The 24041-nt window shown below is 64.8% G+C and carries 29 protein-coding genes, 1 tRNA gene and 1 pseudogene; 12 read left to right on the top strand and 19 right to left on the bottom strand.

The window, feature by feature from the left end:
- Positions 1–31: 31 nt before the first annotated feature.
- Entirely contained in the window at positions 32–463 is a 432-nt protein-coding gene (arfB, locus tag NCN05_RS04385; protein ID WP_115009815.1) for an alternative ribosome rescue aminoacyl-tRNA hydrolase ArfB, read from the top strand.
- On the opposite strand, the gene mazG is transcribed toward arfB, so the two are convergent.
- Positions 460–1293: a nucleoside triphosphate pyrophosphohydrolase gene (gene mazG, locus NCN05_RS04380; protein ID WP_250397154.1), complete on the bottom strand. Its 834-nt coding sequence runs from the start codon at positions 1291–1293 to the stop codon at positions 460–462. The genes arfB and mazG overlap by 4 nt on opposite strands.
- A 33-nt stretch (positions 1294–1326) precedes the next feature.
- Positions 1327–1770 (bottom strand): metal-binding protein, encoded by a 444-nt coding sequence (locus NCN05_RS04375; RefSeq protein WP_502988799.1) that lies wholly within the window; start codon positions 1768–1770, stop codon positions 1327–1329.
- Positions 1771–1867: 97 nt separating this feature from the next.
- Between NCN05_RS04375 and NCN05_RS04370 the strand changes: the two genes are divergently transcribed.
- Together NCN05_RS04370 and NCN05_RS04365 are read left to right on the top strand one after the other, a co-directional pair.
- A tRNA-Val gene (locus NCN05_RS04370) sits at positions 1868–1939 on the top strand.
- A 738-nt stretch (positions 1940–2677) separates the two neighbouring features.
- Positions 2678–2863: a hypothetical protein gene (locus NCN05_RS04365; RefSeq protein WP_250397152.1), complete on the top strand. Its 186-nt coding sequence runs from the start codon at positions 2678–2680 to the stop codon at positions 2861–2863.
- Positions 2864–2947: 84 nt separating this feature from the next.
- On the opposite strand, the gene NCN05_RS04360 is transcribed toward NCN05_RS04365, so the two are convergent.
- The 6 genes from NCN05_RS04360 to NCN05_RS04335 are packed head-to-tail and all read right to left on the bottom strand — an operon-like array spanning position 2948 to position 5968.
- Positions 2948–3253 carry a TIGR03894 family protein gene (locus NCN05_RS04360; protein WP_115009834.1) on the bottom strand — a complete coding sequence of 102 codons (306 nt, stop codon included), beginning with the start codon at positions 3251–3253 and terminating at the stop codon, positions 2948–2950.
- A gap of 59 nt (positions 3254–3312) precedes the next feature.
- The gene (locus NCN05_RS04355) at positions 3313–3549 is read right to left on the bottom strand and encodes a high light inducible protein (protein WP_115009835.1); all 237 of its coding nucleotides are present in this window, start codon (positions 3547–3549) and stop codon (positions 3313–3315) included.
- 25 nt (positions 3550–3574) lie between these two features.
- Entirely contained in the window at positions 3575–4324 is a 750-nt protein-coding gene (locus tag NCN05_RS04350) for an MBL fold metallo-hydrolase (RefSeq protein ID WP_250397151.1), read from the bottom strand.
- Positions 4321–4731, bottom strand: coding sequence for a Fur family transcriptional regulator (locus NCN05_RS04345; protein WP_250397150.1), 411 nt, complete (start codon positions 4729–4731; stop codon positions 4321–4323). The genes NCN05_RS04350 and NCN05_RS04345 overlap by 4 nt, the downstream gene beginning before the upstream one ends.
- 50 nt (positions 4732–4781) lie before the next feature.
- Entirely contained in the window at positions 4782–5690 is a 909-nt protein-coding gene (locus NCN05_RS04340) for an oxidoreductase (RefSeq protein WP_250397149.1), read from the bottom strand.
- Positions 5691–5710: 20 nt separating this feature from the next.
- Complete coding sequence (locus NCN05_RS04335) at positions 5711–5968, bottom strand: hypothetical protein (RefSeq protein ID WP_006852028.1); 258 nt, start codon at positions 5966–5968, stop codon at positions 5711–5713.
- A 54-nt stretch (positions 5969–6022) separates the two neighbouring features.
- Between NCN05_RS04335 and NCN05_RS04330 the strand changes: the two genes are divergently transcribed.
- Both NCN05_RS04330 and NCN05_RS04325 read left to right on the top strand, forming a co-directional pair.
- Positions 6023–6475 carry a protein phosphatase gene (locus NCN05_RS04330; RefSeq protein ID WP_186496441.1) on the top strand — a complete coding sequence of 151 codons (453 nt, stop codon included), beginning with the start codon at positions 6023–6025 and terminating at the stop codon, positions 6473–6475.
- Positions 6472–7095 (top strand): 2OG-Fe(II) oxygenase, encoded by a 624-nt coding sequence (locus NCN05_RS04325; RefSeq protein ID WP_114987741.1) that lies wholly within the window; start codon positions 6472–6474, stop codon positions 7093–7095. The genes NCN05_RS04330 and NCN05_RS04325 overlap by 4 nt, the downstream gene beginning before the upstream one ends.
- Here the strand turns inward: NCN05_RS04325 and NCN05_RS04320 are convergent.
- A pseudogene (locus NCN05_RS04320) lies at positions 7075–7379 on the bottom strand (mechanosensitive ion channel family protein); the annotation flags it as partial. The gene NCN05_RS04325 and the pseudogene NCN05_RS04320 sit on opposite strands and share 21 nt — an antisense overlap.
- Before the next feature lie 35 nt (positions 7380–7414).
- Between NCN05_RS04320 and NCN05_RS04315 the strand changes: the two are divergent.
- Genes NCN05_RS04315 through NCN05_RS04295 form a run of 5 tightly spaced genes read left to right on the top strand, consistent with a single transcriptional unit; the run spans position 7415 to position 13381 of the window.
- Positions 7415–10159 carry a valine--tRNA ligase gene (locus tag NCN05_RS04315; RefSeq protein ID WP_250397148.1) on the top strand — a complete coding sequence of 915 codons (2745 nt, stop codon included), beginning with the start codon at positions 7415–7417 and terminating at the stop codon, positions 10157–10159.
- Positions 10160–10163: 4 nt separating this feature from the next.
- Positions 10164–11138, top strand: a complete 975-nt coding sequence (locus tag NCN05_RS04310; protein ID WP_250397147.1) for an ABC transporter ATP-binding protein — start codon at positions 10164–10166, stop codon at positions 11136–11138.
- On the top strand, positions 11138–11935 hold the full coding sequence (locus NCN05_RS04305; RefSeq protein ID WP_250397146.1) for an ABC transporter permease: 798 nt from the start codon (positions 11138–11140) through the stop codon (positions 11933–11935). Before NCN05_RS04310 ends, NCN05_RS04305 begins: the two co-directional genes overlap by 1 nt.
- A complete protein-coding gene (locus NCN05_RS04300; RefSeq protein WP_250397145.1) occupies positions 11935–12723 on the top strand; it encodes an ABC transporter permease in 789 nt (262 codons plus the stop codon). Before NCN05_RS04305 ends, NCN05_RS04300 begins: the two co-directional genes overlap by 1 nt.
- A 34-nt stretch (positions 12724–12757) precedes the next feature.
- Positions 12758–13381 carry a TVP38/TMEM64 family protein gene (locus NCN05_RS04295; protein ID WP_250397144.1) on the top strand — a complete coding sequence of 208 codons (624 nt, stop codon included), beginning with the start codon at positions 12758–12760 and terminating at the stop codon, positions 13379–13381.
- Here the strand turns inward: NCN05_RS04295 and NCN05_RS04290 are convergent.
- Genes NCN05_RS04290 through NCN05_RS04280 form a run of 3 tightly spaced genes read right to left on the bottom strand, consistent with a single transcriptional unit; the run spans position 13357 to position 15993 of the window.
- Complete coding sequence (locus NCN05_RS04290; RefSeq protein WP_114987736.1) at positions 13357–13542, bottom strand: hypothetical protein; 186 nt, start codon at positions 13540–13542, stop codon at positions 13357–13359. The genes NCN05_RS04295 and NCN05_RS04290 overlap by 25 nt on opposite strands.
- Positions 13539–15581 carry an NAD-dependent DNA ligase LigA gene (gene ligA / locus NCN05_RS04285; RefSeq protein WP_250397143.1) on the bottom strand — a complete coding sequence of 681 codons (2043 nt, stop codon included), beginning with the start codon at positions 15579–15581 and terminating at the stop codon, positions 13539–13541. Before ligA ends, NCN05_RS04290 begins: the two co-directional genes overlap by 4 nt.
- Positions 15574–15993, bottom strand: coding sequence for a hypothetical protein (locus NCN05_RS04280; RefSeq protein ID WP_114987734.1), 420 nt, complete (start codon positions 15991–15993; stop codon positions 15574–15576). Before NCN05_RS04280 ends, ligA begins: the two co-directional genes overlap by 8 nt.
- A 79-nt stretch (positions 15994–16072) precedes the next feature.
- Here NCN05_RS04280 and NCN05_RS04275 point away from each other — a divergent pair, with 79 nt between their 5' ends.
- Both NCN05_RS04275 and NCN05_RS04270 read left to right on the top strand, forming a co-directional pair.
- Complete coding sequence (locus NCN05_RS04275) at positions 16073–16615, top strand: SprT family zinc-dependent metalloprotease (protein ID WP_115009846.1); 543 nt, start codon at positions 16073–16075, stop codon at positions 16613–16615.
- A 105-nt stretch (positions 16616–16720) separates the two neighbouring features.
- Positions 16721–17257 (top strand): hypothetical protein, encoded by a 537-nt coding sequence (locus NCN05_RS04270; protein WP_186541508.1) that lies wholly within the window; start codon positions 16721–16723, stop codon positions 17255–17257.
- Here the strand turns inward: NCN05_RS04270 and NCN05_RS04265 are convergent.
- The 7 genes from NCN05_RS04265 to NCN05_RS04235 form a co-directional block, all read right to left on the bottom strand.
- Positions 17254–17691 carry a hypothetical protein gene (locus NCN05_RS04265; protein ID WP_250397142.1) on the bottom strand — a complete coding sequence of 146 codons (438 nt, stop codon included), beginning with the start codon at positions 17689–17691 and terminating at the stop codon, positions 17254–17256. The two genes, NCN05_RS04270 and NCN05_RS04265, sit on opposite strands and share 4 nt — an antisense overlap.
- Positions 17692–17781: 90 nt before the next feature.
- Positions 17782–18381, bottom strand: coding sequence for a chorismate lyase (locus NCN05_RS04260; RefSeq protein ID WP_284500287.1), 600 nt, complete (start codon positions 18379–18381; stop codon positions 17782–17784).
- Positions 18378–19055: a pilus assembly protein PilZ gene (locus NCN05_RS04255; protein ID WP_250397140.1), complete on the bottom strand. Its 678-nt coding sequence runs from the start codon at positions 19053–19055 to the stop codon at positions 18378–18380. The genes NCN05_RS04260 and NCN05_RS04255 overlap by 4 nt, the downstream gene beginning before the upstream one ends.
- A 24-nt stretch (positions 19056–19079) precedes the next feature.
- Positions 19080–21011: a tRNA uridine-5-carboxymethylaminomethyl(34) synthesis enzyme MnmG gene (gene mnmG / locus NCN05_RS04250; RefSeq protein WP_250397139.1), complete on the bottom strand. Its 1932-nt coding sequence runs from the start codon at positions 21009–21011 to the stop codon at positions 19080–19082.
- A 21-nt stretch (positions 21012–21032) separates the two neighbouring features.
- Entirely contained in the window at positions 21033–22436 is a 1404-nt protein-coding gene (dnaB, locus tag NCN05_RS04245; RefSeq protein WP_250397138.1) for a replicative DNA helicase, read from the bottom strand.
- A 71-nt stretch (positions 22437–22507) separates the two neighbouring features.
- On the bottom strand, positions 22508–22966 hold the full coding sequence (rplI, locus tag NCN05_RS04240; protein WP_115081280.1) for a 50S ribosomal protein L9: 459 nt from the start codon (positions 22964–22966) through the stop codon (positions 22508–22510).
- Between the two features lie 78 nt (positions 22967–23044).
- A complete protein-coding gene (locus NCN05_RS04235) occupies positions 23045–23902 on the bottom strand; it encodes an acyl-CoA desaturase (RefSeq protein WP_369792014.1) in 858 nt (285 codons plus the stop codon).
- Positions 23903–24041: the final 139 nt, after the last annotated feature.

The raw sequence follows: 24041 nt of genomic DNA, 5'->3' as shown, positions 1-24041 counted from the left end.
ATCCTGTTGTTCTTGAGCCAGGAGATGGCTGGTGCAAGACCTGGTGGTGAACGAGCGGTTGACCATTCCGTCCAGGGAGCTGCGCTGGCGGTTCAGCCGCTCATCCGGCCCCGGCGGGCAGGGGGTCAACACCACCGATTCCCGTGTGGAATTGCTTCTGGATCTGGCGAACTGTTCCTGTCTGGGTCCATTTCGCCGCGCCCGATTGCTGGAGCACTTCCAGACCCGTTTGGTGGAGGGCTGCCTACGGGTTGTGGTCGCAGAAGAACGCTCCCAATGGCAGAACCGACAGAAGGCTCTGCATCGCATGGGGGAGCTGCTGCGGGAGGGCTTGCAGCCAGCACCGCGTGCCCGAAAGGCCACCCGGCCGGGTCGTGGTGCCGTGAAGCGGCGGTTGGACACCAAGAAAAAGCGTGGTGACCTCAAGCGTCAACGGCGCAGTCGTCCCTCCCTCGACGACTAATCGGATCCAGAGGTGGGCGAGTGTTCTGCTCGGATCGCCGCTTTGGCCTGTTTCCAGAGGGCTTCCAATTCGTTGATGCTGCGGCCCTGCAGATCCCCTTCCAGGGCAGCTTCAACGCGGGAGAAGCGGTCGAGGAAGCGTTGATTCGTGCCGGTGAGACCCTCCTCGGGTTCGATGCTGCACCAACGGGCCACATTCACCAGGGTGAACAGCAGATCGCCCAGTTCCTCCTGGGCATGACCTTTGTCGCCGTTGGCCACCGCCTCCTTGAGTTCGTCCAGCTCCTCATGGACCTTCTCCCAGACGCCGGCCATGTCATCCCACTCGAAGCCGGCTTTGGCCGCTTTCTTGGAGATGGTCATGGCTCCAGCCAGGGCCGGCAGGCTCCGCACCTTGGTTCTGAGCCGGTCGCTGAGGGGGCTGGAGGAGCCCGCCAGGGCCTCGGCCTGCTCCTGGAGCTTGATGGCCTCCCAGCTGCGTCGCACCTCGTCACTGGTGCTGGCGACGGCATCGCCGAACACATGGGGGTGACGGCGGATCAGTTTGTCGCTGATGCCGTCGGCAATCGCATCCAAATCAAAGCGCTGCTGCTCCCGAGCGATCTGGGCATGCAGCACCACCTGCAGCAGCAGATCCCCCAGCTCTTCCTTCATCTCGGCATCGCTGCCCTGGCGGATCGCATCGGCCACTTCATGGGCCTCTTCCAGCACGTAGGGCACCAGCGAGGCATGGGTCTGCTCCAGATCCCAGGGACAGCCCGTTGTTGGATCCCTGAGTTGGGCCACAACATCGATCAGTCGCTGGATGGCGTCAGAAGGAGCGTTGGCCATGCCGGGGCAACAACTGGGGCAACGCCCACATTCTCATCGCTGTCGTTTCTTCGACCATTCCTGGGGCCAGGGGTCGCCATCGAGGATCAGGTGGATCCAGGCACTGCCCTCCAAACCCACAAGCAGAGCGATGAACTCCCGTGGGTGCTGATGCATCAGTTGCTGGAGCGTCGTCAGCAGCACCGCTGGTGAGAGTGCTGGAACCGCCATGCTCACGATCAGGCACCAGGTGAGCAGCACCGCCAGGCGCGCGGCTGTTCCCAGCAGCGGACCATGGGACCAGAGCGAGCGATGGGGAATCAGCAGGCGATAGGGCCACCAGAGAAAGCCGAGGGCTCCCCAGCGCCGCAGCGCATTGGAGCGGGTATCGAGGTCTGGGGACAGCCATAAACCGCCAGCCAGGCAGCTGGCGGCTGCGATCAAGGCTGCAGCCCATCCCAGCACCAAGCCCACAGCGATGCCGAGCGGGAGACTCATGACCCAGATGCTCTGATCGTGGCGGGGACCCGTTGCCAAGTCTTCGGGGCTGTCGTGCGCCCCCAAGCTGACGCGTTAGGGCAGAATCTGCCCAGTGGGGCGATTAGCTCAGCGGTAGAGCACCTCCCTTACAAGGAGATTGTCACTGGTTCGATCCCAGTATCGCCCATTTCAAAACGCAGTGCAGCACTGCGTTTTCTGAGGTTTTGCTTCAGTTCGCCAGCGCTCGCTCTCCAGGACCATTGCTTGTTGGCTGGGCGCTGAATTCACCGCGTAGGACGCCTTCTGCTCTTCGCATCATTTTCAGGCAGGTCTCCCTGTCAGCAGCGGCGTAGGCAGCATCCATGCATTGCACGTACTGCTCTTCAGGAGTCACAAGCCGTTTGCCGTTGGGCGGAGTATCGGTCCGATTCGAATGGCTTGCCGTAGCTGCAATTACTCATCCGTTTGGTGCGCCGGACGGGTGGGTGTGCAAAGGTGGGGCGACGCCAAAGAGCCTGATTTAAGGCCCACTGCGCGAGAACCGATAACTCGATTCCATGAACAGAAGATCCAGCACTCCCCCGAGGGAGTGGCGAAAGGCTGGCAGCAAAGCCAGCAGAATTGACCTAAGCGGCTATGCCTCATCTCAGCATCGCCGTTTCCTGAAGGCGGAAGCCGAGCAGGCCCCAGGGGAGCCCAGGCATCGCTGACGAGGTTCGTCCCTTCAGCGGAATGAAGACGCCTCAGCTGTTGCTGCTGTCATCCATGCCACGTCTGATCAGGCTTTGCGTGAGCCAAAGCAGACCAATGAAACCGGCCGTGACGATCAACAGAGTCAAGATTCAGGCTGTGGTGCGGACGTAGAGACGTAGCTCGCTTTGCCATCACATCATCATTGAAAGGCAGGCCTCTAAGGCACTTTGTGATGCAGTTGGTCTTGGCGCTTGTGGTTCCCGTGGTTCTGCTGGTGGGGTTCACTGCGCTGTTGGCAACTGGCAGGTTGTCGATCTCTCGCAACGCTGCGTGGTTGTTGGAACGCCAAGGCAGCATCTGGATGGCTGGAGTCGTGGCCCTTGCTGCTGCTGCGGCTGTGGTTGCTCTGCAGCGTTAAGCCGTCTCGCCGAAGCGCTTTCAAAAGCTTGACCCATCCCCAGGGAGGGAGCGGGATGGGTGGCTTGTCATTTGGAAGTCTTGATCAGCGGCTGCTGGAGCGCTTGCGCACAACCCTGGGGGTCTCCCGCTCGGTCTTGGCATCGGTTTCAGACACCGTCTTGTCTTCGCCGGCCGCTTCTCCCTGCCCGGGCTCATCGTCGGGTTCCTGCGCCTCAATTACTCCAAGCACCATGGCGGCTTCCAGCTGATCGCTCATGTCACCGATGGTGAGCAGAGCCTTCAAGACCAGCTGGGCGCGAGGCGCTTTGGGCAGGCCGGGACGAAGCTTTTTGGTGGTGTTCCACAGCTCCAGGGCCACTTCCTTCAGCAGTTCCTTGTCAGCAGCCATTCGATTCGAACGTGAATCGCACCATTCTCGTCATCGGGGGGGGTGGTCCCCCTTCCGAATCAGAAGCAGAAGGGCAGGAATTGGGTGCGGCAGGCGGCATAGCCATCCACCAGGGGACCCAGCCCGATCTGGTGAACGATGCCGGCACCGGTGAGCCCCTCGGTGATGATTCCGATCACGATGCCGACCATGGCGGCACGGCCGTTGAAGCGTTCGGCCTTTTTGAGCTGCTCCATGTGGATGTCGCGGGCAGCGACGCCTTGGAACCAAGAATCGCTGGCTTGCGTGGATTTCATCGAACTCAAGCTGTTGTTACAAAGCTTAATCCGAAAAATCAGTTTTCAGCAGCAGTCGTTCCCCTGGTCTTGGATCGGTCCAGGAGCTGCTGGCCGGCAGCTGGGCACCAGTGCTGGCCACGGATCCTTTCATTTGCAGGGCCCGACTCAATGCGCCGCCAAAGCGCACGTCACCGCCGGAGGTGCTGGCGAGCACCGTGGTGGGTTGGAAGCGTTCCACCAGTTGCGGCACCACGGAGCAGCCCTTAACAAAGGCTCCAAGCGCCGGCAGCCCCAGATCCACCATCGGCGTGATCACGGCATCCAGGGGCTGTGGCTCCAGGGCTGGATCGAGAAAGCCGTGGGGTTCGAGATAGAGCGATCCGGCCGGATGCTCGAGCAGATAACCGTTTTCCACCATTGGCACCGGTGCACCGGCGCTGGCGCGCACCTGCAGGCCCTGGTGGTTGGTGCTCTCTCCGGGGGAGAGGGTTTTCACGCTGGTGAAGCCCTGGCGTTCCACCACCCGTGCTGCAGCTACCGATCCAATGACGGGCAGGTCCTTGGGGAGAAGCGCCAGGGTTTCCGGATGGGCGTGGTCTGCAAGCCCCTGGGTGAGCAACAGCAGGTTCAGCTTCTCGGGCACCTTGCGCTCGCAGGGCAGTTCCCCTTTGAGCAGCCACTCCCCGGGGGGGAAGCTCAGGCTGCCGCGCAACCAGGGATCCACCAGAACGCGGAGATCATCGAATTCGAGCAACCAGCCATTGGCTCCGTAGTACGTGGCGGCCAGGGTCATGACGGGCTTTGCTGCCGCTCGCGGCAGTCGCTGCAGAGACCAAAGAATTCAAGCGTGTGAAACAGGAGATCGAAGCCTTTGCGACCGTCTTCGGGCACCTCCAGGTCATGAATCGGGCAGTGGTCGAGCGCCTGGGTCTTGCCGCAATCGACGCAGGTGAGGTGGTGGCGATCCCGCTCCAGCGGCGCATAGAGCGCCTCGCCATTGGGCAGATGGCGGCAGCGCACCAGGCCCCGTTGCTGCAGCTGGCGCAGATTCCGGTACACCGTGGCCAGGCCCATGGTCTGTTCGGGCTCCAGGCTGCGGTGCAGCTGCTGACCGCTCATCTCATCACCACAGGCCTGCAGGTTCGCCAGCAAGACCTTCTGGCGGGCATTGATCTGGGTGGCAGGGCGGCGAGTGGCCATGGTTTCAAAGGGCGACCAACCAGCTGCCACTCAACATCACAGCGTGGGATTCAGCCACCGATCAGCTGCTCGCTCAAGCTCCAGAGCCGCTGCCGTTCGGCAGGTTGGCTCGCTGCTGGCGCCACACGGCAGAGCGCCGGTGCACCCCGCAAGCCGCCGAACTGCTCAGGGCCGTAGTGTTCGCCACCCTGAGCAGTCGCCGAGGTGGCGGCATGCAGTTGCGGCAGGGCACCCATGCCGGCGCTTTGGAACAGGGGATCCATCAGTCGGTAGGCAAGGGCCTCGAAGCGGTTGCCGACGCTGGCGATTGCGGTGGGCTGCAGTTCCGTGCGCGCGATGCCGGGATGGGCGGCCAGTGAGCGGATGTGGCTGCCCTGCTCGCGCAGGCGTGCATCCAGCTCAAGGGCAAACATCACGTTGGCGAGTTTGCTTTGGCCATAGGCCCCATAGCGGTCGTAGCTCTTGCTCCAGCTGGGGTCGTCCCAGCGGATCTTGCCGAAGTACTGCGCTCCGGAGGTCACCGTCACCACGCGGGGATCGGGCCGGTTCTGCATCAGCGGCAGCAGGGCCTGTGTCAGGGCCATGTGCCCCAGGTGATTCACCCCGAACTGCAATTCATGCCCCTGGGCGGTGGTGCGGCGCGGCGGTGCCATCACGCCAGCGTTGTTGATCAGCAGATCAAGGCAGCCGTAGCGCTCCCCGACGGTGGCCGCCGCCTGTTGCACGTTGGTCAGGTCCGCCAGATCCAGGTCCACCAGATCCACCGCTCCCCCATCGCGCTCCTGCAGCAACTCCTGCTTGGCCCTCTCGGCTTTGCGGTGGCTGCGGCACGCCAACACCACGGTGGCCCCGCAGCGTTTCAAGGCGCGCGCGGTTTCCAGGCCCAGGCCGCTGTTGGCTCCAGTGATCAGGGCTATGCGGCCCTGCTGGTTCGGGATGTCAGCCGCGGACCAACCCATCGCTTCACCTGAGCCTGGGCTCAGTCCTCAGGGAAGAGCAGCTCGGCCAGTTCGTCGGCGTCCACGTCGTAGACGCGGGCCAGGCTGGTTTCGATGGCGTTGGTTACCTCGCCCGGCAGGAAGCGCATTGAGTTGAGGGCGTCCTCGGCGATGTCGTCGGTGAGCAGCTTGTCGTCGCTGTCCAGCTTTTCGTCATTGATCACCGCCATCACCCAGCTCTGGTAGGCGTAGACCAGATCGGAGAACTCGAGTTCGGGATCGTTCAGGTCCAGGGCCATGGTGCGAATAGCCAGTCGCCCCAGTCTGACCTTTCGCAGGAGAGGATGAACAGCATGGATTCCGCTGATGCCACTGGCCTGCAGGCCACGCTGTTTGATTTTTCAATCGCTGAGCTGGTGCGGCAGCACCGGGAGAGCTTCCAACCCCTGTGGACGGCGGAAAGTTGGGTGAAGCTGCTGATCTGGTTGTCGCTGAATTGCGGCAGCTCCGGGGATGAAGCCGGCATGGCCCGGTTCGTCGAGGCGCTTGGGCCAAGCCTCACCACCCGGATGCGGCGGGTGTTCTTTGAGCGGGAGCTGGAGGCCCTCGATCTTCAGGTGATGGCCGATCCGGCTGAGCAGCAGGTGCTGGTGTTGCCGATGGGCCCGGGTGTTCCCCTGGATCTTGAGCGCGCTGCCACGGTGATCGAACAGGTGCAGTTGCAAGACCACGTGGTGGCTGACCGGTCGCGCTGGCAGCAGCTCGATGCTGTGGTGGCGATACCTCGCTTGGAGGCCGCGGCATGAACCTGATCGGGCGCTACAGCAATCCCGGTTACGCCTCGGTGGCCGATGCGGTGCGTGAGTTCTTCGAGCGCCGGGTGGACTTACAGCGGCCTGGCGTGGCCTTCGGGCCCGAGGGTGAGGGGGAACCGGCGAAACAGAGCACCGACATCAGCCTGGTGGCGATTGATCGCTCGGAACCCGAATCCTTTGCCCTCTCGCAACTGATCCTGCGGGGGGTGACGGCCGGCTTGGAGCGCTATCTGCAGGAGCGGCCGTTGTTCCGGCAGTGCTGCCCGCAGCAGAGCCTGTTTGTGAATCCGATCTTCAACCTCCAGCACTACGCCCCGGGGGAAGGGTTCAAGCGATGGCACTGCGATTGGACCATCAGCGATGAGGCCACCGAACCGGTGCACCGGGTGCTGGCCTGGATTCTTTATTGCAACGACGTGGATGAGGCTGGCACCGAGTTCCATTGGCAGGACCACCACGAACCGGCGGAGCGGGGCAAGTTGGTGATCTTTCCGGCTGGTCCGTCCCACATTCACCGCGGACGGGTGAATGAGAGCGCCAGCAAGTTGATCGCCACCGGTTGGATCAACGCCGGACGCCAGGAGGACTACCTACGGCGTCTCGCCAGCTGAGTCGTTGGCAGGATCGCTGTCTGCTTCGGCCTGGAGCTGATTGGTGGGGCTGCCGATCCGGTGGGTTTGTTCCTTGGAGGGGGGCCATTCCATCGGATACACCTGGCGCTGGGGGAAGGTAATGCCGATGCCGTTCTTGTCGAACGCCGTCCAGATCGCCTGGCGGAGGTCGCTGCCGACCGCAAAAGCTTCCAGGGGATTGCGCACCCAGAACAGCAGTAGTTGATCGAGGAGTCGGCGAAATCCACCGTGAACGCCTGTGGTGGTGGGTACTGCAGCACCTTTTGCGACCATGGCTTGACTGAACTCCCTGCCTCCTGTGCCCGAACTGGCCAAGACCTACGACCCGGCTGGCACGGAGGCCCGCTGGCAGCAGGCCTGGGAGGACCAGGGAGCGTTCCATCCCGACCCGAAGGCCCCCGGTGAACCGTTCTCTGTGGTGATCCCGCCGCCGAACGTCACCGGCAGCCTGCACATGGGCCACGCCTTCAACACGGCCCTGATCGACACGATCGTGCGCTATCAGCGCCTGGCGGGAAAGAACGTTCTTTGCTTGCCCGGCACCGATCACGCCTCGATCGCGGTGCAGACGATCCTTGAGAAGCAGCTCAAAGAGGAGGGCAAGACCCGCCACGACCTCGGCCGTGAGGCGTTCCTCGAGCGGGCCTGGCAGTGGAAGGCAGAGAGCGGTGGCCGGATCGTGGGTCAGCTGCGGCGCCTGGGCTATTCCGTGGATTGGAAGCGCCAGCGCTTCACCCTCGATGAGGGCCTGAGTGAGGCGGTGAAGGAGGCCTTCGTGCGGCTGCACGAGCAGGGGCTGATCTACCGCGGCGAATACCTGGTGAACTGGTGTCCCGCCTCCGGTTCGGCGGTGAGTGATCTGGAGGTGGAGATGAAGGAGGTGGACGGCCACCTCTGGCATTTCCGCTATCCGCTCAGCAGCGGCGACGGCAACCTGGAGGTGGCCACCACCCGGCCCGAAACGATGCTGGGCGATACAGCGGTGGCGGTGAATCCCACCGATGAGCGCTATGCCCACCTGGTGGGCCAGACTCTCACCCTGCCGTTCGTGGGGCGGGAGATTCCGATCGTGGCCGATGACCACGTGGAGAAGGACTTCGGCACTGGCTGCGTCAAGGTGACGCCGGCCCACGACCCCAATGATTTCGCCATCGGCCAGCGCCACGGTCTGCCCCAGATCACAGTGATGCGCAAGAACGGCACGATGAACAAGGAGGCCGGCCAGTTCGAGGGGCTGGATCGCTTCGAGGCCCGCAAGGCTGTGGTGGCCGGCCTGGAGGAGCTGGGGCTGCTGGTGAAGGTGGAGGACTACCGCCACAGCGTTCCCTATTCCGACCGCGGCAAGGTGCCGGTGGAGCCGCTGCTCTCCACCCAGTGGTTTGTCAAAACCGAGCCCCTGGCGGCCCGCTGCCGTGAGGCCCTCGAGAAGCAGGATCCCCGCTTCATCCCCGAGCGCTGGGAGAAGGTTTACCGCGACTGGCTCACGGACATCCGCGACTGGTGCATCAGCCGCCAGCTCTGGTGGGGCCATCGCATCCCCGCCTGGTTCGTGATCAGCGAGACCGGTGGTAAGTACACCGACACCACGCCCTACGTGGTGGCCCGCAACGAAACTGAAGCCCTGGAAAAGGCCAAGGCGGAGTATGGCGCCGCGGCGGAGATCGAGCAGGACGAAGACGTGCTCGACACCTGGTTCTCCAGCGGCCTCTGGCCCTTCTCCACCCTGGGCTGGCCCGATGCTGACAGCGCCGACCTGCAGCGCTGGTACCCCACCAGCACCCTGGTGACGGGCTTCGACATCATCTTTTTCTGGGTGGCCCGGATGACGATGATGGCCGGCGCCTTCACCGGCGAGATGCCCTTCCAGGACGTCTACATCCACGGCCTGGTGCGGGACGAGCAGAACCGCAAGATGAGCAAGAGCGCCGGAAACGGCATCGATCCGCTGCTGCTGATCGACCGTTACGGCACCGATGCCCTGCGCTTCGCCCTGGTGCGGGAAGTGGCCGGTGCCGGTCAGGACATTCGTCTGGACTACGACCGCAAGAAGGACACCTCCGCCACGGTGGAGGCGTCGCGCAACTTCGCCAACAAGCTCTGGAACGCCACCCGCTTCGCCCTGATGAACCTGGGCGGCGAAACGCCGGCCCAACTCGGTGACCCCGATCCCGCTGCCCTGCAGCTGGCGGACCGCTGGATCCTCTCCCGCCTGGCCCGGGTGAACCGGGAGACGGCCGAGCGCTACAGCAGCTATGGCCTGGGTGAAGCCGCCAAGGGGCTTTACGAGTTCGCTTGGAACGACGTCTGCGACTGGTATCTGGAGCTGAGCAAGCGCCGGCTCAACCCCGGTGAGAACCCCTCAGCCGAGGCCCTCGCCGATCAGCGGGTGGCTAAGCAGGTGCTGGCCAAGGTGATCAGTCAGATGCACTTGATTCTGCATCCGCTGATGCCCCACCTCACCGAGGAGCTCTGGCACAGCGTCACCGGCGAGCCGGAGACCACCTTCCTGGCCCTGCAGCCCTGGCCGGAGCTGGATGAAAGTGCTTTGGATGATGCGTTGGAAGCCTCGTTCGCTGAGCTGATCGGTGCCATCCGTGTGGTGCGCAACCTGCGTGCGGTGGCGGGCCTCAAGCCCTCGCAACCGGTACCGGTGCGCTTCGTCACCGGCCGCGGTGAGCTGGCGGCTGTGCTCAGCAAGGGCACGGCCGACATCAGGGCGTTAACGCGAGCCGAGTCGGTGGCGGTGATGGCGCCGGCGGAGGCTGATGCGGCTCCGGTGGCCAAGGCCCTGGCGGGGGTGAGCGGTGAGCTGCAGGTGCTGCTGCCGATCGAAGGCCTTGTGGACCTCGATGCGCTGAAAGGGCGCCTCGAGAAAGACATCGCCAAGGCGGAGAAGGAGATCAAGGGCCTGGCGGGCCGGTTGGGCAACCCCAACTTCGCCGACAAAGCCCCGCCGGAGGTGGTGGCGGAATGCCAAGCCAACCTCGATGAGAAGCAGGCCCAGGCCGATCTGGCGCGCAAGCGCCTGGCGGATCTGAGTTGAGTTTGTGATTCAGGTTGAGGAGCTGAGCAAGATTTATCGGGTTGCCGAGAAGCAGCCCGGCTTGGCCGGCACCCTGTGCCATTTCATTCGCCGCCGCACCCGGGACGTCACCGCGGTGCAGGACGTTTCCTTCCGGATTGAACCTGGGGAGATGGTGGGCTTTCTCGGTGCCAACGGCGCCGGCAAAACCACCACCTTGAAGATGCTCTGCGGCTTGATCCACCCCAGCGCCGGCGAGGTGCAGGTGGCGGGGCACCGGCCCCAGCGCCGTCAGGCGGAGTTTCTGCGCCGGATCACCCTGGTGATGGGGCAGAAGCAGCAGCTGCTCTGGGACCTGCCGCCCATGGATTCGCTGCGGGTGAATGCAGCGGTCTACGGCATCCCTGATGCTGTGGCCCGGCGGCGGATCAAGGAGCTGGCCGATCTGCTGGAGCTGGGGGAGGAACTCACCCGGCCGGTGCGCAAGCTTTCCCTGGGCCAGCGGATGAAGGCCGAACTGTTGGCGGCGCTGCTGCACGAGCCGGAGGTGTTGTTCCTCGATGAACCGACCCTGGGGCTGGATGTGAATGCCCAGGCCCGGGTGCGGCAGTTCCTGGCCGAGTACAACCGCCGCACGGGGGCAACGGTGCTGCTCACCAGCCACTACATGGCTGATATCACGGCCCTCTGCCCCCGGGTGCTGTTGATCCACCAGGGGCGGTTGTTCCACGACGGCCCTCTGGAAGCGCTGGCTGATCAGTTGGCACCGGAGCGGGAGGTGCGGCTCGAGTTGGAGTCGCCCGTTGCAGCCGATGCCTTGGCGGGGTTGGGGCGTTTGGAGCAGCTGGAGGGCTGTGATGTGCGGCTGCTGGTGCCCCGCGATCAGCTCACCGCCGTGGTGGCGCAACTGCTGGACCGCTTCCCCGTGCGTGATCTGGATGTCACCGATCCACCGATCGAAGAGCTGATCGGTGGGTTGTTCCGGCAGGGGCGTGTCTGATGCGGATCTTCGGGCTGAACCGGCGGATCATCCGGGTGCTGCTGGGCTCCCAGTACGCCCACATGCTCGAGTACCGCGCCGAGATCGCCCTCTGGGCCTTGTCCGGGGTGCTGCCGTTCATCATGCTCAGCGTCTGGAGCGGCAGCGACGCGCGCTCAGGGCTGGGGCTGGATGGTGTGGCCCTGGATCGCTATTTCCTCAGCGCTTTTCTGGTGCGCCAGTTCTCGGTGGTGTGGGTGGTCTACGCCTTCGAGGAAGACGCCCTGCTGGGCCGGCTCTCTCCTTACCTGCTGCAACCGCTGCATCCGCTCTGGCGTTACGTGGCGGCCCACCTCGGCGAGCAGCTCACCCGTCTGCCCTTCGCGGCTCTGATCGCAGCGGTGTTTTTTGCGGTGCGGCCCCAGGCCTTCTGGTTGCCGTCGTTGGGGGGCTTCTTACTGGCCTGGCTGGCCACCTGGCTGGCCTTCGCCATCGCTTTTCTGTTCCAGAGCCTGATTGCGGCCCTCTGCTTCTGGAGTGAGAAGGCCAGTGCCTTGGAGCGTCTGCAGTTCATTCCCTTCCTGTTCCTGTCCGGTCTGCTGGCACCGCTCACGGCCTTTCCGACGGCGGTGCGGGCCCTGGCCCAGTGGACGCCCTTCCCGTATTTGATCGACTTCCCGGCCCGGGTGCTGGCAGGCCAGCCGGTGGATCTGTTGGCGGGCTTCGGGGCGCAACTGGCCTGGATCGCTCTGCTGTTGCCGCTGGTGCTGCTGCTCTGGCGGGCCGGCGTGCGGCGCTACAGCGCCATGGGGGCCTGATGGGGCGCTACTGGCGAACCCTGCGTCGCTTCTGGGGCACGGCCGTGGCCGTGCAGCTGGAGTATCAGGCCAACGTGTTGATCGAGCTGCTGGCGGTGGCGATGAGCCTCAGCGGCAGCCTGTTCCTGCTCTCGCTGTTCTATGGCCCCGATCAGACGTTGGGGGGCTGGAGCTGGGCCCAGGCCCTGATGGTGCAGGGGCTCTACACGGTGTTCGATGGCATGGCCACCACCTGGTTGCGCCCCAACCTCGGGGCGATCGTCACCCATGTGCGTGAGGGCACCCTGGATTTCGTGCTGCTCAAACCGATCGACAGCCAGTTCTGGTTGTCGCTGCGCACGCTCTCGCCGGCGGGGCTGCCGGAGATCGGCCTGGGGCTTGGGCTTCTGGCCTGGGGCAGCCATCAGGCCGGTGTGGTGTTCACTCTGCCCTCCTTCTTTACCGTGCTGGTGATGCTGCTGGCCGGTGGCTTGATCCTCTATTCGCTGTGGTTTCTGATCGCCGCCACCAGCATCTGGTTCGTCAAAACCTGGAATGCCACTGAGGTGTTGCGGGCCCTGCTGGCCTCCGGCCGTTATCCCCTCAACGCCTACCCGCCTGCCCTGCGCCTGCTGTTCACCCTGGTGCTGCCGGTGGCCTTTCTCACCACGGTTCCGGCCCAGGTGTTGTTGGGTGAGGCCGCCGCACCGATGCTGCTGGCGGGCTTGGCTCTTGCGGTGCTGTTCTTTGCGGCGGCGCGGGCCTTCTGGCTCTTTGCCCTGCGCTTCTACACCTCAGCATCGAGTTAGTGCAATGCTCCACGCCATGCGTGGGTGATTTCGCTTGATCTCCTTGGTTCAGCACTGGCTGCCGGATGTGTTGGAGCTGCTGCGCTCCCCCGCTGGGGCTCTGCTGTTCATGCCGCTCTATGCCCTCTGGGTGACGCTGCTGCTGCCGGGGGTTTGGGCGTCGATGCTGGCCGGGGTGCTCTACGGCACCTGGCTTGGCAGTGGCCTGGTGTTTGTTGGGGCCTGCCTCGGGGCGGTGGTGGTGTTTCTGCTGGGGCGGTCGGTGCTGCGCGACTGGGCCCGGCGCCGGTTGGAGCAGCTCCCCAAGTTACAGGCGGTGGAGCGTGCCGTGAGCAAGGAGGGCCTGAAGTTGGTGTTGCTGACGCGCCTCTCGCCCGCCTTCCCCTTCTCGCTGCTCAACCTGGCTTACGGCCTCAGTGAGGTGAGCCTGCGGGATTACAGCATCGGTTTGATCGGCATCCTCCCTGGCACGGTGCTGTTCTGCGGTTTGGGGGCACTGGCCGGCGATGTGGCCCGTTTCGGTGAGGTGCTGGGGGGTGAGGCCGATGCTGGAACCTGGGTGCTGCGGGTGGTGGGGGTGCTTGCCACGTTGGCCGTGGTTTGGCTGGTGAGCCGAGCGGCTCGGCGGGCGCTTCAGGATGTGGAGACGTCGCTCTGATCGGGATTGGGCAGACGCCAGTCCCGCAGGGCAGCGATCAGGATGAACCAGGCCAGACGTGCGCGGTTGGCGGGGCCGGTGCGCTGCTGCAGCTCAGCCAACTTGGCCCGTCCGCAGTCGGTCTTGATCCAGCGGTGCAGGGCAGGGGTGGATGGGCTCATGGCTGCAGCAGGGCGGTGAGGTCGGCTTCGCTGAGCACCGCCACCCCGAGGCTTTCGGCTTTGGTCAGTTTGCTGCCGGCAGCTTCGCCCGCCACCAGGTAGTCGGTCTTCTTGCTGACGCTGCCGCTCACCTTGCCGCCGGCCGCTTCGATCAGCGCTTTGGCTTCGCTGCGGCTGAGGTTGGGGAGTGTGCCTGTGAGCACCAGGATTTTGCCCTGCAGCACGCCGTCGGCGTCAGCTCCGGCTTGGCTGGCGGCCTGCTGTTCGGAGGCACTCGCCTCCAGGGAGAGCCCAACGCTGCGCAAGTCCTGCAGCAGCTGTTGGTTGGCGGGAGTGCGCAGCCATTGGCCAAGGCTGGCGCTGATTTCCGGGCCGATGCCATGCAGTTCTGCGATCTGCTCCGGGGCCTCCAGTGCTGCTGCTGCCAGGCTGTCGATGCTGAAGAAAGCGGCCGCGAGGGCTTTGGCGTTGACCTCGCCGATGTGGCGGATGCCCAGGCCATAGAGCTGGCGATGCCAGGGCTGCTGTTTGGAGGCCTCCAGGGCCTCCACCAGGTTGGTGGCCGACTTGTCGCCCATCCGATCCAGGCTGGCGAGCAGGGCCGCATCCAAGCGGTAGAGATCGGCCAGCGAGCCCACCAGGCCGCGGTCCACCAGCTGTTCGATCAACTTGCTGCCGAGCCCATCCACATCCAGGGCACCCTTGCTCACCCAGTGCCGCAGGCCACCCCGCAGGATCGCCGGGCAGCTGCTGTTCACGCAGCGGGTGGCGGCTTCATCTCCCTCCCGCACCAGGTTGGAGCCACATTCGGGGCAGTGCTGCGGCAGTTGCACTGGGGTGGCGTCACTGGGCCTGAGCTCCGGCAGCACCCGCACCACTTCGGGAATGATCTCCCCGGCTTTGCGCACCACGATGGTGTCGCCCAGGTGCAGATCCAGTTCTGCGATTCGATCGGCGTTGTGGAGGGTGGCGCGGCTGACGCTGGTGCCGGCCAGCGCGACTGCTTCGAATTCAGCCACGGGGGTGATGGCACCGGTGCGGCCCACCTGAGCACCAACGCGGAGCAGACGGGTGGGGGCTTCTTCGGCTGGGTATTTGAGGGCGATGGCCCAGCGCGGGGCCTTCTGGGTGAAGCCGGCTTCGTCCTGCAGCTGCAGGTCGTCCAGCTTCACCACCACGCCGTCGGTGGCATAGGGGAGGTCATGACGTCCCTGCTCCCAGTGGTCGCAGAAGCGCTGGATGGCGGCCAGGTCTTCGCAGCGTTCCCGGTTCGGGTTCACGCGGAAACCGGCCGTCTTCAGCCACTCCAGAGCCGCCCATTGGCCGGGGGGTTGGGCGTCACCCGGCAGGTGCAGGGTGTAAGCGAAGAAGTCGAGCCGGCGGGCGGCCACCACCTTCGGATCCAGTTGGCGCAGGGTTCCGGCGCAGGCGTTGCGGGGATTGGCGAACAGCGCTTCACCCCGTTGCTCCCGTTCGGCATTGATCGCCGCGAAGGTGGCATCAGGGATGAAGGCCTCCCCTCGCACTTCCACCCATTCCGGTGGGTTCTCGATCTGCAGCCGCAGCGGAATGGAACTGATCGTGCGCACGTTGGCGGTGATCTCTTCACCGCGGCTGCCATCGCCCCGGGTGGTGGCCCGCTCCAGCACCCCATTGCGGTAGCTCAGGGCCAGGGCGTTGCCGTCAATTTTCAGTTCCCCCACCAGGGGCAGGCGGGTGTCGCTGGGACGGTCCAGCACCTTGAGCAGCCGCTCGTGCCAGGCCTGCAAGTCGTCGCGGTTGAAGGCGTTGTCGAGGCTGAGCATGCCCAAGCGGTGCTCAACGCTGGTGAACCCCTCCGCCGGAGCTCCGCCCACCCGCTGGGTGGGGCTGTCGGACCGCTGCAGGCCCGGATCGTTCTGTTCTAGTTCGAGCAGCTCGCGGTAGAGGCGGTCGTAGACCGCGTCCTCCATCACTGGCGCATCGAGAACGTAATAGGCGTGGCCGGCACGGTTGAGCAGCTGCCGCAGTTCCGCGGCCCGCTCGTGCGGATCAGCCATTGACCTGGTTGATGCGGGCAATGCGCCAGTTGTCGTCCACCTTGGTGAAGGTGAAGTCGAGGGGGAGCTCTTCGTCGCCTTCGGACTTCAGCTTCACGGTGAGGATCAAGTTGCCTTCCTGCACGCGGGGGCGGCCGGACTTGAGATTGCGGAACTTGTTCAGCTTCAGGCCCGCCAGGAAGCGGATGAACTGCTGGCGGCTCACGTGCTGGCGGTAGGCCTTGGTGGTGAGCAGGTAGGCGGCATCAATGCGGCCGGCAGCCACCTGGGTGAAGAACTGCTTGATCAGGGGATTGATGCCGCGGGCGTCGAGCACCAGCTTCACGGCGTTGTAGATCCAGTACCCCAGCAGGGTGAGACCCCCGGCCAGCAGAGCTTTGCTGCCGATCTCCCGCACCAGTCCCAGTTCCATCACCAGCTGTCAAAGCAGGGCCGAGTCTGACTGACCACGGCAGGATGGCGCTGATTCGGATCTCCTCCCCCCCCATTCTGTGCCTTTGCAGCCCCTGCTGCCGCTGTTTCACCGCCTCAACCGGGAGCATTTCGGCGGTGCTTTGGTGGATGGGGGTCAGCCGCTGACGGCGGTGCGCTGGAGCGATGGCCGGATGAGCCGCACGGCGGGGTTCTACCGCCGTGGCCCCGGTGTGGGTGAGGGCCGCGGCAGCGAGATCGTGCTGTCGCGGCCGGTGCTTGAGCCCTTACCGCAGATCGCCACGGAAAGCACGCTCTGCCACGAGATGATCCACGCCTGGGTTGATCTGGTGCAGCGTCGCCGCGAAAGCCACGGGCCGCTGTTCCGGGCCCGGATGGCCGCCATCAATGCGGCCCAGAGCCGGTTTCAGGTGAGCATTCGCCACAGCTATCCCGTGCCGCCCCGGCCGCCCCGTTGGCTGGCGGTCTGTCCCCGTTGCGGCCGTCGCACCCCATGCCGAAGGCGCACACGCAATGCCGCGTGCCGGGCCTGTTGCGTCGAGCATTTCCATGGACGATGGGATGCCAGCTGCGTGCTCAGTTATGTGGAGGCGGAGGGCTAGATGGAGGTGTTCTGGCTCGCCCTGGAGTGCGGTGGTGTGGTGATTGTGTTGCTGGGATTACGGCGGGAACAGTGGTTGCGCCGCCGCCGTCGGTAACGTCAGGGGATGGAGGAGCGTTTCGATCGGTTGGACCGGTTCCGTGATCAGCGGGATCGCCGTCTTGACCAGTTCTTGGAAACCGGCCGTCAGCTCGTCGATGGGGTGTCCGGTCGGCGACCAGGACAACGGCCTGGAGGGCGGCGCTCCGGTTTGGATCTCGATTCGGTGGGCCGCTGGGTCGGCGAAAAGGTCGAGTGGCTGTTGGAGGAGGACGACGACTGGCAGGAGCCCTGGCAAGAGGCTGGCCGTGGTCGGCCAGAGCCTGCACGTTCGATGCGTTCCGCCCGTCGCCCCCTTGATGCGATCTCCCGCCGCAGCCGCCGCGGAGCAGCAGCGCAGACTCCAGCGCCCCCATCAACGCCACCTGTGGCTCAGGAGTTCAATGCAGCAGAACAGGGCGAGTGGCCGGAGGACGACAGCTTCCGGGTGCAGCGCTGGTCGCGCTCTGCCCAGCCGGCAGCTCGTCCGGAACCCGAAGCCGCGCCCAATCCCACCGGCTCCCGCCGGGCCTTGCCGCGCTCCAGCCGCCGCCGGATCGACTAATGCCTCGCGTGCAATGAGCGCGGGCTGACCCGGTAGCGGCAGCCCCGTGCAGCGAGCTGATGGTTCACATCGTCGAGCAGCTCTCCGGGCATCTCTTCCGCCATCTGGTCCGCTGTGGCGGTGATCGATGGGGATCCCACCTGCAGCGCTTCCAGCAGTTGGGTCCACTGCTCCACTTGCAGGCTGCGGCTCATCGGCTCATAGCCCTTCTGTTCCAGCAGCTGGCTGCAGACCGTGCGGTTCCAGAGCACGGTGCGTCCCTGGCCATGGGGGCCGGTCTGCATGGCGGCATTGGCGTCAAGGGCGCTTTGGGTGGGGCGACCTCGCCTGTCACGCCAGCCTTGATGCTCGAGGGTCTTGCCGCAGTGAATCGCCGAAATGCCGTAGATCCGACCGAGGTCGGTGAGGCTGAGCCAGGAGGTGGTGGCAGCCATGACACGGTGAGCCGAATTGGCCACATCTTCCTGTGAGCACAACCAATGGCAAGTTGTCAAGAGCAAATCCCAACAAACCCGCAGGTTTGTTCATGAATTTTGTTGAAACTCCTGGCGCAGCGTGGGCCCGAGCCAGGTTTCGAGTTGCGGGCTGAACACTTCGCGAATCACGGTGAGGGCCTTGCCCTGGCGGAAGAAGCGGTAATGGCGGCTCCAGTAGGGGCCGCGATGGCCAAAGGTGTGGTCGAGCCAGTCCCCCTCCACCAGCGCTAAGCCATCCACCTCACGGAACAGCTCGGAACGCCCTTCGGTGAGGCTTTTCCAGATCGGCTGGTTGCGGTCGCGCAGGTGCCAATCCGCTGCGGCCTGGTTCCACCAGCTTTCGGCCCAGGCCAGCGGGGTGCCGCCGCAGGTGAGCCACACCTGGCGGCGCAGCAGTGGTGCCATCAATTCCTTCACCTCTTCAGGTGCCCCGGGGTGGTCGGTCTGGTCGGCCTCCATGGCGATCAGATCCACGGCAACGGGCGAACCGGTGAGCAGGCGCAGGTGGCGGGTGGGGCTGCCATCGCCCAGCAGCATCAGCCGCCAGGGGCCGGGCAGTTGACGCGGTCCCTCCGCTGAGAGCACCGCATCGGTGGGGGCTTGCCAGAGCTGGTGCGGCGATGGATGAAGACGGGGGGTGGGGTTCAGAACAGTCCTCCCACCGAGAGGGTTTGGCGTTGGCCGTTGCGGCTGATCACGGCACCGCTGTCGGTGACCTCGCTGAGCACCCAGCCGCTGCTGCCGATTCCTTCGCCGATGCCGGCGGACACCGATCGCTGCCCCAGTTGAAAAATGGCGGAACTGCTGCCACCGGGGCCCTTCACCACACCGGTGAGTTGCGGGATCGGTCCCATCGGCTCCAATGACTTATCGCTGCCCAGCGGCTCAACCGTCAAGGGTTGTTGGATCGGCACGGTCAGCGGTTCGAGGCTTTGGATCGCGAGGGCGGCGTCCTCGGGCGTTGCCGTCTCTTCGGCGCGGCTTTCTTGGGCAGCCACTTGCTCGCGCAGCTGCTCGATCAGGGCGGCGTTTTGCTTCCGTTCCAGCTCCAGGCGGGAGCGTTGCAGGCTGCTCACCAGCCAGGCGCTGCAGATCACTCCGGCAACGGCGATGCCACTGATCAGCGGCAGCAGCCAGATGGAGGGGGAGCGGCGTTCGCTGGGTTCGTTTGGTTTGGTGGTTGGTTCGTGCACATCCACATCCACCGGTACCAGGTGCGGCTGGCTTGGGGCGGTGACCGTCTCGCGGTCGAACACGTTGTCCATCACCTGCTCAGCCCGCAGGTTCCAATAGGCAGGTGAGGTGGGAACCCGGGCTGGCACTGCAGAGGTTTCAGGAGTCCAACGCTATCGAGCTTCTGCGGTGGGGGCGAGGGGTTGGCGTTCCCTTTGCTGCAGTTCCAGCCACATCAGCAGGGCGGTGATGTCGGCTTTGCTAACGCCAGGGATGCGGCTGGCCTGCCCCAGGGTGCTGGGTTGAATGGCCGTGAGCTTTTCCCGGGCTTCGTTGGAAAGAGTGCCGATGCCGGCGTAGTTGAGATCGGCCGGCAGCTTGCGCTGGCTCTGGCGTTTCACCTGATCGATCTGCTGCTGCTGGCGTTGCAGGTAGCCGCTGTATTTGATGTCGATCTCAGCCCCCTCGCGCACGGGCAGGGGCAGATCGGCATCGGCCAGGCCATGGCGCACCAGATCGGCGGCGTGCATGCCGGGGCGGCGCAGCAGGTCGGCCAGGGTGATCGAGCCTTTGATCGCTGCACCGGTTTCCTGTTCCACCGCCGGCGCTACTGGATCGCTTACCTTGAGCCGCACGCTTTCCAGCCGCTGCTTTTCCCCCTCCATCGCCTGGAGTTTGTCTTCGAACAGCTGCCAGCGCCGGTCGTCGATCAGGCCCAGCTCACGGCCTAATGGTGTGAGACGGCGGTCGGCGTTGTCACCCCGCAGGATCAGGCGGTATTCGCTGCGGCTGGTGAGCACCCGGTAGGGCTCGCGTAGGTCCTTGCTCACCAGATCGTCGATCATCGTGCCGATGTAGCTGCCCTCACGGGGGAAGTGCACCGGCTCCTGGCCGCCGATCAGCCGGGCGGCGTTGACGCCGGCCACCAGGCCTTGGGCGGCGGCTTCCTCATAGCCCGTGGTGCCATTGAGCTGGCCGGCACTGAACAGGCCGCGCACCCGCTTGGTTTCCAGGGAAGGCTTGAGCTGGGTGGCGGGCAGATAGTCGTAATCCACCGAGTAAGCCGGCCGCAGCATCACGGCCTGCTCCAGCCCCGGCAGGCTGCGCAGCAGTTGCAGCTGGATCGGTTCCGGCAAGCCGGTGGAGAAGCCCTGCACATAGATCTCCGGGGTGTCGCGCCCCTCCGGTTCGAGGAAGATCTGGTGGCTGTCCTTGTCCGAGAAGCGAACGATCTTGTCTTCGATCGAGGGGCAGTAGCGCGGGCCCTTGCTGTCGATCACGCCCCCGTAGATGGCAGTGAGGTGCAGGTTGTCGCGGATCAGTTGATGGGTTGCTGCGGTGGTGCGGGTGATGTGGCAGCTCATCTGCTCACCGCTTACCCAGGCGGCCGGGTCAAAGGAGAAGAAGCGATCGGCCGCATCGCTGGGCTGCTCCTCCAGTTGATCGAGGGCGATGCTGCGCCGGTCCACCCGGGCGGGGGTGCCGGTTTTGAGCCGGTCGCTCTGGAAGCCGAGCTGCTGCAGTGCTTCGGTGAGTCCTTCGGCGGCCTGTTCTCCGGCGCGGCCGGCGGCCATCGATTGATGCCCCACCCAGATGCGGCCGCCTAGGAAGGTGCCGGCAGTGAGGATCACGGCCTCAGCGCCGTAGACGCTGCCGAAATAGGTGCGGATGCCGCTGATGCGTTGCTGGTCGCCTTCACCGCTGGTTTCCAGGCCGGTCACCATCGCTTCGCGCAGGGCGAGATTGGGGGTGTGCTGCAGCAGTTGCAGCATTTGGCGGGAATAGAGGCGTTTGTCGGTTTGGGCGCGCAGTGCCCACACCGCTGGGCCGCGGCTGGCATTGAGGATGCGCTTCTGGATGGCGGTGGCATCGGCCAGGCGACCGATCACCCCGCCGAGGGCATCCACTTCATGGACGAGCTGGCTTTTGGCGGGACCACCGACGGCTGGGTTGCAAGGCTGCCAGGCGATGCGATCGAGATTGAGGCTGAAGAGGGCCGTGTTCAGGCCCAGCCGGGCTGCGGTGATGGCCGCTTCACAACCGGCGTGACCGCCGCCGACCACGATCACGTCGAAGGATTCGGTGGGGGCGGCGCTGAAGCTCATGGCTCCATTATCTGAGTTGCCTCAGGCCGCCAGGTTGCGGAAGCGGGTGAACTGCGGTTCGAATAGCAGCTTCACCGTGCCCACCGGACCGTTGCGGTGCTTGGTCACGATCACTTCGGTGATGCCGCGGTCGGGGGTTTCCGGGTTGTAGTACTCGTCGCGGTAGATCATCAGCACCAGGTCGGCGTCCTGCTCGATTGAGCCCGATTCCCGCAGGTCGCTCAGCATCGGTCGCTTGTTGGTGCGTGCCTCCACACCCCGGCTCAGCTGGGAGAGGGCAATCACCGGCACGTTCAGTTCCCGGGCCATCTGCTTCAGGCCCCGGGTGATGCGCGAGAGCTCCTGCACGCGGTTGTCCGAGCCCGAGCCTTCCATCAGCTGCAGATAGTCGATCATCACCAGCCCCAGCTCCTTGCCCTGTTCGGCCATCAGCCGCCTGCAGAGCGAGCGCATCTCCAGCACACCGGAGTTCGGTTTGTCGTCGATAAAGATCGGCAGTTGACCCAGGCTGTTGATGCCCTGGCCCAGCAGCGGCCATTCCTCCTGTTGCAGGCGGCCGGTGCGCAGCCGGCCCGCTTCGATGCCCACCTCCATCGAGAGCAGGCGGTAGGTGAGCTGCTCCTTGCTCATCTCCAGGGAGAACAGGCACACCGGCATGTCGTGCAGCTGTGCCACGTTTTTGGCCAGGTTCAGCGCAATCGAGGTTTTGCCCATGGCTGGCCGGCCCGCCACGATGATCAGGTCGCTGCGCTGCAGGCCCTGGGTCATCGCATCCAGGTCGTAGAAGTTCACCGGGATGCCGGCCACCGAGGTGCCCAGCGAGCGGCTTTCGATCTCCTCAAAGGTCTGGGTGAGGATTTCGGCCGTGGGGGTGAGCCCCTTGGAGGGTTTCTCCTGGCTGATGGCAAAGATCTTCTGCTCCGCCTGGTCCAGCACCTGCTCCATCGGCAGGCTCTGATCAAAGCCCAGCTGGATCACTTCATTGCCGGAGCGGATCAGCTGGCGGCGCAGGAACTTGTCCATCACCAGCCGGGCCACCTGCTCGATCGAGGCGGTGGACGGCACCCGCTCCACCAGCTCCACCAGTCGGTTGTTGCCGCCAACCTTCTCCAGGGCGCCGGTGTCGGCCAGCCAGGCGCTCATGGCGGTGAGATCCGTAGGCTTGCCCTGGCCGTGCAGCATCAGGGCGGTGCGGAAGATCTCCCGGTGGGCGTTCAGATAAAACGCGTCCGGCTGCAGCACATCGGCCACGCGCCCGATTGCATCGGGATCGAGCAGGATGCCGCCCAGCACCGCTTCCTCCGCCTCCAGGTTCTGGGGCGGAAGCGAATCGGGCAGAGCCTCGAAATTGGGCTCATCGTCGCGGCCTTTGCCAAAACCTCGGCGTCCCCCATCATTGTTCTCTGGCAGGGGGACGCTCACCATGGCGGCAGGGCGTGAAGCGAAGGGATCACACTTTGGCTCGAATGAGCCGTTTGAGTGTCAATTGACAGCGATCAGTAGCCGACCACTTCCAGGTTGATCTCAGCGGTGACTTCGCTGTGCAGCTTCACCGTCACGGTGTACTTGCCGGTGCGGTGGATCTCAGGCACCACGATGTCGCGGCGGTCGATCTCCTTCTTGGTGGCGGTTTCGATGGCTTCTGCCACGTCACCGTTGGTGACGGTGCCGAACAGCACGTTGTCTTCACCGGTCTGCTTCTTCACGGTGAAGCGACCAATGGTGGAGAGGGCAGTCTTGAAGTCGATGGCTTCTTGCTTAAGAGCGGCCTGACGCTCAGCTTCCTTGGCACGGCGGTGCTCCACCTGCTTCATCACAGCAGGGGTGAGGGGCACTGCTTTGCCGAAGGGCAGCAGGAAGTTACGGGCGTAACCAGGAGCCACTTCCACCAGGTCTCCGTCCTTGCCGAGGCTGAGGACGTCCTCATTCAGAACGACTTGTACACGCTTAGGCATGGGACCGGTATGAAGGATGGAGACGGGTGCGATCGACCACGTTACGACGTGGCCGGTTGTTGAAGGTTGCTTTGAGCCTCAGGAGGCTCCGGGGACGTAGCGGGCCGTGCGAATCCGGCTGGCCAGTCCGAGGCGCTTGAGCAAGCGCACGTGCTGCCAGGTGAGATCGAACTCGAACCAGCGCAAACCGTGGCGTGCACTGGCCGGATGGGCGTGGTGGTTGTTGTGCCAACCCTCACCGAAGGAGAGCAGTGCCACCCACCAGCAGTTGCGGGAGAGGTCGGGGCAATCGAAATTGCGGTAGCCGAAGGCGTGGGTGGCGGAGTTCACCAGCCAGGTCACGTGATACACGACCACGAGGCGTAGAGGAATGGCCCAGAGCACCAGGCCAAGGCCACCGCCGTGCACCTGGGCGGCTTCACCGAACCAGTAGAGCCCAAGGCCCAGGGGGATCTGCAGCAGCAGGAACCAGCGGTCGAGCCAGCGGTAGAAGGGGTCGCACTGCAGGTCGCCGGCGTAGCGGTCGAGTTCCTTCAGGGCCGGGATGTCATGCAACATCCATTCGCTGTGGGCCCACCACAGGCCACGGCCAGCGTCGTGGTGATCCGTGGGCTGATCCGAAAAACGGTGGTGATGGCGGTGCAGACCCACCCATTCGATCGGGCCGCTCTGGCAGGCCAGGGTGCCCATCAGCACCAGGATGCGCTCAACCCACACCGGCACCACCAGGCTGCGGTGCGCCACCAAACGGTGCAGGCCCAGGGTGACGCCCAGCACCGTCATCCAATAGAGAACGCCGAAGGCCACAACGCCCTGCCAGCTCCAGAAGCGCGGCAGCAGCGCCACGGTGGCGAGCACGTGCATCACCAGCATGAAGCTGGTGGTTCCCATCTTGAATTTGCGCTGACGCGCGGGAAGTCGGTCGCGCGGTGCCATCACCGCGGCCCGCTGCCGAAGCTCGCGGGTGTCAGCTGTTTGCGAGGAAACCAAGCGGATTCTCCTTGGATTGACAGAGCCGCTCAGACAGGAAAACCAGGGAGCGGATGGTGCCGTTAGTCACAGAAATCTAAAGGAG

It is taken from the genome of Synechococcus sp. MU1651 (assembly GCF_023630635.1).
GTDB lineage: Bacteria > Cyanobacteriota > Cyanobacteriia > PCC-6307 > Cyanobiaceae > Parasynechococcus.
Note: the sequence above shows the minus strand (reverse complement) of the source record. Positions and strands in the feature narration are given on the sequence as shown.